Source organism: Clostridium psychrophilum (assembly GCF_018861705.1).
Lineage (GTDB): Bacteria > Bacillota > Clostridia > Clostridiales > Clostridiaceae > Clostridium_AD > Clostridium_AD psychrophilum.
In genome coordinates this window covers 1-12,487 of record NZ_JAHLEC010000097.1, presented here as the reverse complement: position 1 = coordinate 12,487, position 12,487 = coordinate 1, and the positions used below count along the sequence as shown (strand labels likewise).

Here is a 12,487-nt window from a genome sequence, read left to right as displayed (position 1 = left end):
GATGTGCTTCTTCCATGGTCCAAGGATTTACCGAATAGCTGCAGAAAGCCGCTAAAGAAATAATATCATAGCTCATACCTTACGTTAAGGTGTGGGCTATTTGACGCTTACGTTTAAAACTATCGTTTCTTTTGTTTCATTTTATTCTTTGATTTTTATCTCTAATTATGTATTTAAACACAAAATAGATTTTCTAAGTGGAGTGGGTTCCTCCTTAGGACTTTCTGTAGGGACATATTTTTATGACTTAGCGTTCTTAAAAAAACAAGATTGATAAAGTAATTTATAGTAATAGAAATTACAAAACATTTCATAATAATTATAAGTTACGAATTAAGTAGTAAGAAGTTATTTCTCATCTTTCATATATAGCGTAACAACCTCTATATAAATTTAAGGTATTTTTAAGAAGTAATAAGGTTATGTTACTTCTTTATTTTTATGTACTTAAAATAGCTGTCCTAGGGCATAATATTGTTAATACATATTTTAAAGGAGTTGCTGTAGCTATGACTAAACTAGGTACTATTAAACAAAATAGAAAGCCAAATAAACTAATTAATGAAAAGTATCCATACCTTCTGCAACATGCATATAATCCAGTAAATTGGAATCCGTGGGGAGAGGAAGCCTTTGAAAAAGCTAAATCAGAAGACAAACCAATTTTCCTTTAAATAGGATATTCTACTTGTCATTGGTGTCATGTTCATAAAAGATATTGCGCATTAATTCCACGTTCTAACATTTTATATTTAAAGTAAGTAAAACTTATACATATTGTGGAGATTTTTTTAAAAGATGTGATATATTATAATTATATATAAAGGAGCTAAAACAATATGGATTTTAGTATAGAAAAGATACAAGAATTAAGAATGATAAAATTCAATTGCGTGGTCATATTCTTATAAGAATGCAACAAACAGAAATTAAAATTAAGGAAGTAATTGATTGTATAAATAATGGTGAAATAATAGAATACTATGAAAGTGATTATCCCTTTCCAAGTTGTTTAATTTTAGGATTTACTGATACTCATAGTGGAGTTCATGTAGTATGTGCAGTAGGACAAAATTATGTATGGATGATAACAACTTATTATCCTGATAAAGATCAATGGCATGAAGATTTAAAAACAAGGAGGCAATAAGGATGAATTGTATTTTATGTAAATCTGATTTAATTAAAGGTATTGTTAATCATATTGTAGACTTTGATGGACATATAATTATAATTAAAGGAGTGCCAGCAAATATTTGTAAACAATGTGGTGAGTATTATTTAGAAAATGATGTAGCATTAAAGCTTGAAAAGATAATTGAAGATACAAAAAAGAATAAAGCAGAAATATTTGTAATTAATTATTCTGAAATAGCAGCTTAGAAGTTAACTTTTTAGTGAATGATTGCTTAAATAAAGACATAGAAATTGAAAATGAAATAGAAAAAATTTTAACAGCTAATTAAGGTGAAATATTCACTCTGATTAGCTGTTTTAAATTTTTATAATTTTATCCTATAAGTATGTAAATTTATATAATGAAAATTTTAATTTTATAAATTAATATAATCAATTTATTATAATTATCTTCATGATATATAATACTTTAATAGTATATAATTTTAGATGAGATATAAATTTTAAAAGTTAAAGTTGGAGCAGTGATACTTTACTCTGTAAATAAAGAAATTTTAATCTCTTATGTAAATAATTTTTATATATATAATAATAGATTTGGAATAGTTTCTCTAGGAGGAATAAAAATATGGATTATAATGAGCTTTATAATAAATACTTGAAGCTATTAGAGGAAAATCAGATATTAGAATAGAAAATATGGATTTCAGAAAACGATTAGAATTACAAACAAAAGAAATGTGTATTGATAATGAATATAAAGCTATAGTTGAGATAAAGAATGATATATCAATTCAAAAGGATAAGCTTAGTGAAGTAAGTAATAGTAGCTTGCCTCAAGAAAAAGTCATATTATATATGACATTATTTAAAGGTAGAAAAGATGTACATGCTAAACGTTGGCAGAACAAACAAGGCAAAAGTGGATATTCGCCAGTATGTGCAAATGAATGGGTAAAAGGAATTTGTGATAAACCTCAAATAAAATGTTCAGCATGTAAGAATAGAATATACACTGATTTAGATGCAGATGCTATTAATAGACATCTACGAGGAATAGAAATTTTAGGTATTTATGCCATGCAGACAGATGAAACTTGCTACTTTCTTGCAATTGATTTTGATGATGATGGGTGGGAAAAAGATATTTGTGTTTTAAGAGAAATATGTGATGAAAAAAAGATACCTTTTGCAGTTGAACGTTCAAGATCTGGAAATGGAGCACACATATGGTTCTTTTTTATGGAAAGAATAACGGCGTTAGCTGCTAGAAAGTTTGGGACATCACTTCTAACCTATGCAATGATGCAAAGGCATGAAATCAAATTCAAGTCATATGATAGATTATTTCCTAATCAGGATACTATGCCAAAAGGCGGACTTGGAAATCTTATAGCATTACCTATGCAGAAAAGTGCTAGAAAAAACAATAATAGTATTTTTATTGATGAGAATTTAGAACCTTTTACGGATCAATGGAGTTTTCTAAGTAACATAGGCAAAATAACGAAAGAGGAGATTGATTTTTATACTTCTGAGTTTTGTGTTGGTAATGAACTTGGTGATTTAAAAAATACGGATGAGGAAGGTATAAAGCCTTGGGAAAAAAATAAAGAAAAGTATAAATTCAGTAAGGCTGATTTCCCAGATATTGTTCAAATTACGATAGCCAATATAATTTTTATAAGTAAAGAAGGGTTTTCTAATAAAGCACTAGATTTTATTAAAAGAATGTCAGCGTTTAAAAATCCTGAATTCTATAAATCACAGGGTATGAGGTTATCTACATTTGATAAACCAAGAATTATTTCTTTATCAGATGAAACAGTAGAATATTTATGTGTACCAAGAGGTTGCGAGGATGACCTTTGTAGTTTTCTAACAGAAAATAAAATTAATTTTAGTTGGGATGATAAAACTTACATAGGTAAACCAATTCGTGTTGAATTTAACGGACAGCTCCGGGAAGAACAGATAGTAGCAGTTGAGACTATGTTGAAATATGACAATGGAGTATTGTCCGCTACTACTGCTTTTGGAAAAACTGTTATTGGAGCAAAATTAATAGCTGAAAGGAAAGTAAACACACTTATAATTGTACATACACAGCAGTTGTTAGAACAATGGAAGGAAAAGTTAAAACAGTTTTTAATTATAAATGAAGTTTTACCTATAGATGATACTAAAAAAAGAGGAAGAAAAAAGAATGTTAGTATTATAGGACAAATAGGTGCAGGTAAAAATATATTAAGTGGTATTATTGACGTTGCTACTATGCAATCTTTGGTAAGAAAAGGGGAAGTTAAAGAACTAGTAAAGGATTATGGGATGATTATAGTTGATGAATGCCATCATGTTTCAGCTTTTAGCTTCGAACAGATATTAAAAAGTGTAGTAGCTAAATATGTTTATGGATTAACAGCGACGCCAATAAGGAAGGATGGACATCAACCTATAATATTTATGCAATGTGGTCCAATTAGATATAAAGTGAACGTGCTAAAGCAAACGAAGAAACTTCCTTTTGAGCAATATGTAATTCCAAGATTTACGTCTTTTAGGAAATCAGTTTTACAAGATGAAAAAGAATGGTCAATAACAAAAATTTATTCTGAAATAAGCACAAGTGAAATAAGAAATGCGATGATTATCCAAGACGTTATTAATTGTGTTAAAGAGGGAAGAAATCCAATAGTTCTAACTGAAAGAACTGCACATGTTAAATTACTATCGGATGCTTTAAAAGAAAAAATAGCTAATGTTATTACATTAACTGGAGGAATGTCAAAAAAGAAAAAGAAATCTCAAATTGAGAAGCTCTCAGGCGTAACGATAGAAGATAGTATGGTAATAGTTGCTACAGGTAAATTTATAGGGGAGGGATTTGATGAACCGAGATTAGATACTCTTTTTTTAGCTATGCCTATATCGTGGAAGGGAACGCTGCAACAATATGCTGGTAGGCTTAATAGATTATATGAAAATAAAAATGAGGTTCAAATTTATGATTATATCGATGTTCATGTTGGTGTATTAGAAAGAATGTATCAAAAGAGATTAAGTGGTTATGCTCAAATAGGTTATTCTGCTAAAACCGATAGCACACCTTTGGAGACAATAAATTCAATATATAATAATGATAATTTTTTAACCGTATTTAGTAACGATATTTTGTTAGCAAAAAATGAGGTTGTTATAGTGAGCCAACTTCTTTTAATTAAAACGGAATTTTTTAATATCATAGAACTTTTGGCTAATGTTTCAAAAAATGGCATTACTGTTAACATATTTATTTCTGTAGAAACGGATGTTAGAGAAAATGAAGGAACTGATTTAAAGGATATGTATGACTATTTAAGAACAACTGGAATAAATATAATTTTGAAATCCAGTATACATCAAAAATTTATTATAATTGATCAAAAAACAATTTGGTATGGAAATATGGATTTTTTAAGTTACAAAAGTGAAGATGAAAATATCATGAGACTTACAAGCTTAAATATTGCAAATGAATTAATGGATACTATTGAGGATAAAACAGCTAATCGAAAATTTGAAACTGCAGTGCAACAAAAACTGTTTTAGAGTACAAAAGTTAGTTGATAAGAAAATTTAGATGTAATATTTTTTTATAAATCTTATATAATTGCTACTTATATTTAGAGACTTAAAATAGTTACCTTGGGCATAATATTAAACTTGTATATATAGCATATTAATATATACTATAGATAAGAGGTGTATTTATGGATAACTTAAAGGATATTAGATGGAAACAGAGATTCGAGAATTTTAATAAATCATATAAATTGATGGAAAAATATTCAAAACAACAAATAACTTCACAACTAGAAAAAGCAGGTATAATTCAATTTTTCGAAATGACTTTTGAATTAGCCTGGAAGGTATTAAAAGATTATTTAGAAGTTGAAGGATATGTTGTAAAGAGCCCAAGAGAAGCAATTAAGCAAGCCTTTCAAATTGGGTTAATAGATAATGGCCATGTATGGATAGATGCATTAGCAAACAGGAATCTGACGACACATACTTATGATGAAATGTTAGCTGATAAAATGTCAAAAGAAATAGTGGAACTATATTTTCCAGAACTTAAAAAAATGCATGATCGATTATCGGAGGAATTATAGTATGTTTGGATTAATAGATAGAGATATTGAATATATTAAAGATGCAATATCAAAATTTGAAACTATAGAAAAGGCTATTATATTTGGAAGTAGATCGATGGGGAATTATAAGAAAGGCTCAGATGTTGATATAGCTATTTTTGGTGAGCAGATAACAAGTGAGGTTATTTTTAAGCTAGATGATTATTTAAATGAAACTTCGCCTTTACCTTATTATTTTGACATACTTCATTATGAAATTATATCAAATGACAATCTTAAAAAGCATATAGTTGATGAAGGAAAAATTATATTTGAGAGAATATGAGATGAATTAAATAAATGAAATATTTAGTGAGGCTTTTTTATAGCTGACATTTTAACTCTCATAATGGATATAGTAGAAATGACATGTGCGAAGTATGAACTATATATCTAAATAAAGGGGAGAATTTAAAATTGAATAGAAAAGAAATTACATGTTAAGAAAGGTATCAATGCTATTACAGTTAGTTGCAACGGGGGTTATACAGGTGAACAGATTACAGCAACTAGCGATTCAAATAGGTACAATTAATGGGAAAAAGTAAAGCTTGTTCTAAAGGTACAAATGAATGAGGTTTCATACAATACTTGGATAGAACCTATCTGCGTTATTAAATTAGAGGGAGTAGCTATTACGCTAGCAGTATCATCTGAATTTCATAAAGCAATAGTAAAAAAAAGATATTTGAAGGGCATTAAAAGTGCTATTTTAAATGTAACAGGTAGAAAATATAAGATTGAAATTAGTGTAATTAAAATTTTAGAGAATAAAAGTGAAATATATTCTATAGATACTGCAAATAAGAATAAATTTATACCATGTAAAGTTAATTCTAAATATTTATTTGAAAATATGGTTGTAGGTAAAAACAATGAATTGGCATATAAAAGTGCTCTGGAAGTTGCTAAATCTCCGGGTGAGGATATGAAACTTTTGTACATATATGGTGAAGCAGGAATGGGTAAAACACATTTATTAAATTCTATCAACAATTATGCAGTAGAAAATAGTAAATTCCTAAAGGTTATCAATATTACCATTTATAATTTTATTAATAATATGATAAATGGTATATCAAATGACACAAATGATTTATTTATTAGCAAATTTTGCAGCTCAGATGTTCTAATTTTTGATGATCTCCAAAATATAAGTGGAAAAGAGCAAAGTCAGGAGGAATTTAAGAATATTTTAAATACAGCTTTGGCTATGGGAAAACAAATAATATTAGGGTCATCAAAACCATCTCGCGAAATTATAATAAATGGAGAAAAGCTTGAATCTGTATTTGAGGTTAGTGCGGCATTTCAACTTATAAAACCAGATTTAAATACAAAAATTGAAATACTTAAAAGTAGGATAAGCATGGAGGAGCTTTTATTCATAGCTGATGATACTATAAAAATTATAGCTGAAAATGTTGATACAAATGTGAAGGAACTGATAGGTGCTTATAATAAGGTAGTATCTTATAGTAAGATGGTTGATAAAAAGATTGATAAACAGAGAATATTAAGTATCATATAGAAGTCATAATTTCATAAATAAATAATTCTATTTAATATGGAATCTTAATTTTATCACGAATGTATGTAACTTTATACAATGATAATTTAAGCCATTAACATAATTAATTTATTATAATTATCCTCATGATATATAATACCATAATAAGATATAATTTTAGAAAAGATACAAATTTTAAAAATTAAGGTTGGAGCATCGACACTTTATTATGTAAATAAAAATGAAAGTATTTTAGAATTACTATATAATTCAAATAAAATAATTTTGATATATATGATAATATATTTTAAATAATTCCTCCAGGAGGAAAAATATGGACTATAATGAGATTTATCATAAATACATGAAGCTATTAGAGAAAAACAATATATTGAAAATAGAAAATGTGGATTTTAGAAAACGATTAGAATTACAAACAAAAGAAATTTGTTGGGATAATGAATATAAAGCAATAAGTGAGACAAAGGATAATATATCAATTCAAAAGTATGAATTAGGAGAAGTAAATAATAGTAGTTCGCTTCAAAAAAAAGTAGAACTATATATGGAATTATTTAAAGGTAGAAAAGATGTATATGCCAAACGATGGCAGAATAAACAAGGTAAAAGTGGATATTCTCCAGTATGTATACATGAATGGGTAAAAGGAATCTGTGACAAGCCTCAAATAAAATGTTCAGCATGTAAAAATAGAAAATACACAGATTTAGATGCAGATGCTATTAACAGACATCTACGAGGAATAGAAATTTTAGGCATTTATGCCATGCAAACAGATGAAATTGATTTTAATACTTCTGAGTTTTGCTTTAGCGAAGCAAAAGATAAACCAATCATTCTCCATTTGCTAAAGCAACTTTGTGTATGGAGAATATTACAAAAGCATATATCATGATATAATATATAGATTGTAATTTCCTAAATGGAATCTGAATGCTTAACCTATGAATTTTGGGTCAGAATAGTTTTATATAAATGTTAGGCACGAAGGGATAATGTTTAAATAAATTAAGAGGTGTAAATGTGTTAGATATTAAAGAAGAATTGAAAAATTATAAAGCTATAGAATTAGATACTAATTTAAAGGAGAAGGAGGGAAGTAATGATGAATTAAATTATTTGTTAAATATGTTTACTAAGACCTTTGAAAGGATTGGTAAGGAACAATATAAGTCTGCGAGTGGTATAGAGGACATTCTAGATTTACTTGAAGAAAACAATGAAAGTAATAGTGAAACCTATGGTATAGTTAAGGAACTTAGAGAGAAAGCACAGATAAAAAATAATGAAATAAAATCAATGATTAACACAATTATAAGTATTTCAGATATTTTTGATTATGTAAATGGGTATGCTTTAAAAAGCAACAATGAGAATTTAAAAGATCAGTTTAAACTTGTTTCGCAGCAAATAGGGGAAAAGTTGGCCCAAAATTCAATTACAGTTATAGGTATAGAGGACGGAGAGTTTGATTTGAGCGTTCATCAACCTATAGCAGTAGAGTGGCAACCCGATAAGCCTGAAAATGTAATTTTACAGGTTGTCAAAAAAGGTTATATTTATAAAGGAAACGTTTTAAGAAAAGCAGAAATTGTGATAAACAAAAAATCTAAGGATGAAGGGAATGATTTTAAAGAATGAAAAGCAAAATAGTAGGAATTGATTTAGGAACCTCTACTTCTGAGATCGCAGTATTTGAAGATGGAAAGGCAATAGTAATAAAAAATTTATCTGGAGACCTAATTACCCCTTCAGTGGTAGGAATCTCTATAGCTAACGAATTAGTTGTAGGAAAAGAGGCAAAAGATCAGTTAATTATAAGACCTGAAAGCACTGTAATGGAAGTAAAAAGGCTCATGGGTTCAGGAAAAGCTGTGGAAATGAATGGCAAAGAATATAGACCAGAAGAAATATCTTCATATATTTTAGGATACTTGAAAAAATGTGCAGAAAATTACCTAGGAGAAAAAGTAGAAAGAGCAGTAATAACAGTTCCTGCATATTTTACTGAAAAGCAAAGAAGAGCTACAGTAGAAGCTGGCAAATTAGCAGGTTTTAAAGTTGAGAGAATAATAAATGAGCCTACTGCTGCCGCGCTAACTTATGGAATTGAATGTTTAGAAAAGAATGAACACCTACTGGTTTATGATTTGGGTGGTGGAACATTGGATGTGACACTTCTTGAGATGTTTGAGGGTGTTCTTGAAGTAAAAGCTAGCAGTGGGAACAACAAGCTAGGAGGAAAAGACTTTGATGATAAGCTGATAAACTATTTGGTTAATGACTTTAATGAAAAATATGATATTGATTTGTCTAAGGATATAAAAGCAATGGTTAGACTTAAAGAAGCTGCAGAAACCTGCAAGGTGAAATTAAGTAGTTTAAAAGAATATAAAATTGTATTGCCATTTATTGCAGGCAAAGGAAATGAACCACTTGCAATAGAGAGCATAATAACAAGAGATGACTTTGAGAGGATGATTGAGGTGTTTGTAGAGTCTACTAAGTCACAAATTGATATAGTATTAAAGGATTCCGAGCTAAAGGAAGATGAAATTGATACAATACTTTTAGTTGGAGGCTCCACTAGAATACCTTTAGTAAAGAAATTTTTGAAAAGAGTATTTAACAAACAAACAAGTTCTGTTGTGGACCCTGATCTTGCAGTAGTTATGGGAGCGGCAATTCAAAGTGCTATACTAAGTGATGAACTTTCAGCGCAGACGGAGATACTCATTACAGACGTTTGTCCTTATACCCTTGGAGTTGAGATATTAGATGACTTTAATGGAATGCCTATTCCTGATGGTTATAGCATACTTATAAATAGAAATACAACTATACCTGTGGCAAAGGAGCATGTGTATTATACAGCAGAAGATGGGCAGACGGAGGTAGATATAATGATATATCAAGGAGATTATAAAAAGGCATCTATGAATAACTTTCTTGGTAATTTTAAACTTTCTGATATCCCGGAGGCTAGAGCAGGGGAGGAAAGAATTAAAGTTAGATTTTCTTATGATGTAAATGGTATTCTTCAAGTGGAAGCAACTGTCTTAAGTACAGGAAAGAATGCAAATATTACTATTGAGACTACTGGAGTTGAAATGGACAAAGAGATAGATGTTGATGCTTGGGACGAAGCTCAAGGCTCAAGAAAATATCGTAGACTTATCAAAAAAGTTGAAAAGTATATGTGTAACAATGAGGATAAAGACAGTCTTGAAATGGATGGCCTATTAAGGAAACTTAAAAGAGCTATAATTCAGGGCGATAGTGAATTAGCGGCGGAAGTTGATGAGGAACTTACTGATTGGATGTATGAGCTGGAGGCGTAATAATGCTTGAGAAGTTATCAAATATATACCTAGAGGAAGGCTTAAAGAATTTGTATCAAAATAGGTTATCCTCTGCAAAAATTAATTTTCAAAAGGCTTTTGATATTAGTAACGAAAACTGGGAAGCTTTGAACTTACTTGGACTATGTTTATATACTTTAGGAAATTTTAAAAAAGCTGAAGGCTTATGGAAGAAAAGTATTTATTTAAATCCAAAAGAGGAAAACAGAGCATATCATTATATTGAAAGTTTTAAGGAAAATGAATTTATATTGCTTTGTGACCTATATAACAAGGCTCTTTTGTGTGCAAATGATGGGGATTTTAAAAGGTCAGAAAAGTTCTTAAAAAAGGAACCTTATATGAATTGTAACATAATCCCTTTTATAAATTTAAAAGGTCTTTGCATGTTTAAGTTAGGTAAAAAGGGAGTGGCTGTATCATTATGGAAGCAGGCGTTGCTTATTGATGTGGAAAATCAAGATGCATTAAAATATATAATTAGCAGCAATGATGGACAAGGAGAAAAAATAACTTTTAACTATTTAATGAGAAAAATATTAAAAATATCCTAAAGAATATATGAAAAAAGGTGATATAAATGAAAGATTATTATGATATATTAGAGGTAACTTCAAAAGATTCAAAGGAAGATATAAAAAGAGCATATTTTAAGCTTGTAAGAAAATATCCACCAGACAGATTTGAAGCAGAATTTATGAAAATTAGAGAAGCTTATGAAACTTTAAGTAACGAAGAAACAAGGAAGCAGTACGATTCAATAAATAATCTAGGATCTAATATGAAGGAGGAGTATTCTTTAGCAAGAACATATCTTGAAGAAGGGGACTTAAACAAAGCAATTAAGATTCTTGAAAAGATGGCGAAAGCGGACTCAAATATGCTTATAGTAAAAGCATTGCTAGGAGAGGCCTATTTAAAAAATAATAATAGTGGAAAAGCTCTGAAAGTGTATGAAGAATTAACTTCAGTTGAACCAAAGAATGCAGCCTTTGCAGGGTATTTGGCTAATGCTTATTTAAATAGAGGGTGGCAGAAAAAGGCTATTATAGCATACGATAGGGCAATAGGACTTGATAGTGACAACATTTCCTTGTGGCTTGGTTTAAGTGGAGCCCATGTAATAAATAATGAATATCATGATGCCAGAAATGTTTTAGAGAAGGCGTTGGGTATAGTTAAGGATATAGACACAAGTACAACAATATATATAAAATTAATTATGATTGATATAAACTTTGGAATGTTTTCTTTAATACATAAATCTTTAGATAAGTTAGCAGAGCTAGCAATAAATAATGATGAAGTAAAAGATAATGTGGCATGGACATTGTCTCATATCGCAGATTATTTAATGCAAATGGGAAGAGAAGAAGATGCTAGAAAACTAATAGAGAAGGCAGCAGAGATTTTACCGGAAGATAAAGAAATATTAAAAACTGAAAAAGAAATTGTGAACTATACAAGTTACACAGATGAATTTCAAAAACTTGAAAAAAACAAAAAAATAAAACATGAGGTTGCTGCTATAATTGCTTTTGAGGTACTTACGAATAACATGTTAGGAATGTACGATGATGAAGAAAAAGAAGCAATGGCTTATTTCCAGAAGTCTATAGTTTTAGATTATTATGATAATTATAAAACCTCTATAAAAAAATTAGAAAAGGATTATCCAAAGTTATACGCTTTAGAGTCAGAGTTCTTTAATAAGTTAACTAGTAACATTGAAAGAAAAAAGATGCAAGATGAATATAAAAAACAGTTGCCTAAATATGGGCCTATACTAGAAAGATTTTTTGAGGAGGAAGATGAAGATGAAGATGAAGAGTATGATGAGGATGGCGATTATGAAGATGACTGGGGAGATTATGAACCACAGGAGCCTATTGTAAGAGAAGAACCTAAGATTGGTAGAAATGATCCTTGCCCCTGTGGAAGTGGCAAGAAATATAAGAAATGTTGTGGAAAATAATCATAAAGTAAGTTTTAGAACTTTCATCATAAGTAAATGAAATGTATAGTGAACGAGAATCTCCTTAAATTTGTATAAATCAAATCTAGGGAGTTTTTTATGACTAATACTCTAACTTGGATAATGGATATAGTAGAAATAACATGTGCGAAGTATGAGCGATACATCTAATTAGGGGGGGGACATGGGAGAATTATTAAAAGATCAATTGCAATAACAAGTTGAACCAATTTGTATTTATGACTTAAATCGTTGAATTTACTTATGCTGCATAAATTATATCTAATTGTGCTTCGAATAGATCTTCAGG

General features: G+C 29.2%; 11 protein-coding genes and 1 pseudogene. All 12 read left to right on the top strand.

Annotated features, from left to right (window positions below; all coding sequences use genetic code 11):
• Positions 1-509: 509 nt before the first annotated feature.
• Positions 510-671 (top strand): annotated as a pseudogene (locus KPL38_RS15295) (DUF255 domain-containing protein); the annotation flags it as partial.
• 218 nt (positions 672-889) lie between these two features.
• Positions 890-1,150, top strand: a complete 261-nt coding sequence (locus KPL38_RS15290) for a DUF4258 domain-containing protein (protein ID WP_376769042.1) — start codon at positions 890-892, stop codon at positions 1,148-1,150.
• A 2-nt stretch (positions 1,151-1,152) separates the two neighbouring features.
• Positions 1,153-1,383, top strand: a complete 231-nt coding sequence (locus tag KPL38_RS15285) for a type II toxin-antitoxin system MqsA family antitoxin (protein WP_216290017.1) — start codon at positions 1,153-1,155, stop codon at positions 1,381-1,383.
• A gap of 453 nt (positions 1,384-1,836) precedes the next feature.
• Positions 1,837-4,725 carry a TOTE conflict system archaeo-eukaryotic primase domain-containing protein gene (locus KPL38_RS15280; RefSeq protein ID WP_246577990.1) on the top strand — a complete coding sequence of 963 codons (2,889 nt, stop codon included), beginning with the start codon at positions 1,837-1,839 and terminating at the stop codon, positions 4,723-4,725.
• 161 nt (positions 4,726-4,886) lie between these two features.
• Positions 4,887-5,288 (top strand): nucleotidyltransferase substrate binding protein, encoded by a 402-nt coding sequence (locus KPL38_RS15275; RefSeq protein ID WP_216290016.1) that lies wholly within the window; start codon positions 4,887-4,889, stop codon positions 5,286-5,288.
• A gap of 1 nt (position 5,289) precedes the next feature.
• Positions 5,290-5,595 (top strand): nucleotidyltransferase domain-containing protein, encoded by a 306-nt coding sequence (locus KPL38_RS15270; RefSeq protein ID WP_216290015.1) that lies wholly within the window; start codon positions 5,290-5,292, stop codon positions 5,593-5,595.
• 282 nt (positions 5,596-5,877) lie between these two features.
• Complete coding sequence (locus KPL38_RS15265; protein ID WP_216290014.1) at positions 5,878-6,840, top strand: DnaA ATPase domain-containing protein; 963 nt, start codon at positions 5,878-5,880, stop codon at positions 6,838-6,840.
• A gap of 313 nt (positions 6,841-7,153) precedes the next feature.
• On the top strand, positions 7,154-7,735 hold the full coding sequence (locus tag KPL38_RS15260) for a TOTE conflict system archaeo-eukaryotic primase domain-containing protein (protein ID WP_216290013.1): 582 nt from the start codon (positions 7,154-7,156) through the stop codon (positions 7,733-7,735).
• 128 nt (positions 7,736-7,863) lie between these two features.
• Positions 7,864-8,481, top strand: coding sequence for a nucleotide exchange factor GrpE (locus tag KPL38_RS19760; RefSeq protein ID WP_216290011.1), 618 nt, complete (start codon positions 7,864-7,866; stop codon positions 8,479-8,481).
• The gene (locus KPL38_RS15250) at positions 8,478-10,181 is read left to right on the top strand and encodes an Hsp70 family protein (RefSeq protein ID WP_216290010.1); all 1,704 of its coding nucleotides are present in this window, start codon (positions 8,478-8,480) and stop codon (positions 10,179-10,181) included. Before KPL38_RS19760 ends, KPL38_RS15250 begins: the two co-directional genes overlap by 4 nt.
• 2 nt (positions 10,182-10,183) lie before the next feature.
• The gene (locus KPL38_RS15245) at positions 10,184-10,756 is read left to right on the top strand and encodes a tetratricopeptide repeat protein (RefSeq protein WP_216290009.1); all 573 of its coding nucleotides are present in this window, start codon (positions 10,184-10,186) and stop codon (positions 10,754-10,756) included.
• Positions 10,757-10,782: 26 nt separating this feature from the next.
• Entirely contained in the window at positions 10,783-12,177 is a 1,395-nt protein-coding gene (locus KPL38_RS20090; RefSeq protein WP_216290008.1) for a tetratricopeptide repeat protein, read from the top strand.
• The last annotated feature ends 310 nt before the right edge of the window (positions 12,178-12,487 follow it).

Bases quoted from the DNA above. Each gene is read 5' to 3' on its own strand.
- KPL38_RS15250 (WP_216290010.1), top strand. From the start codon at position 8,478: ATGAAAAGCAAAATAGTAGGAATTGATTTAGGAACCTCTACTTCTGAG.
- KPL38_RS15270 (WP_216290015.1), top strand. From the start codon at position 5,290: ATGTTTGGATTAATAGATAGAGATATTGAATATATTAAAGATGCAATA.
- KPL38_RS15260 (WP_216290013.1), top strand. From the start codon at position 7,154: ATGGACTATAATGAGATTTATCATAAATACATGAAGCTATTAGAGAAA.
- KPL38_RS15280 (WP_246577990.1), top strand. From the start codon at position 1,837: ATGGATTTCAGAAAACGATTAGAATTACAAACAAAAGAAATGTGTATT.
- KPL38_RS15275 (WP_216290016.1), top strand. From the start codon at position 4,887: ATGGATAACTTAAAGGATATTAGATGGAAACAGAGATTCGAGAATTTT.
- KPL38_RS15245 (WP_216290009.1), top strand. From the start codon at position 10,184: ATGCTTGAGAAGTTATCAAATATATACCTAGAGGAAGGCTTAAAGAAT.
- KPL38_RS20090 (WP_216290008.1), top strand. From the start codon at position 10,783: ATGAAAGATTATTATGATATATTAGAGGTAACTTCAAAAGATTCAAAG.
- KPL38_RS15265 (WP_216290014.1), top strand. From the start codon at position 5,878: ATGAATGAGGTTTCATACAATACTTGGATAGAACCTATCTGCGTTATT.
- KPL38_RS15285 (WP_216290017.1), top strand. From the start codon at position 1,153: ATGAATTGTATTTTATGTAAATCTGATTTAATTAAAGGTATTGTTAAT.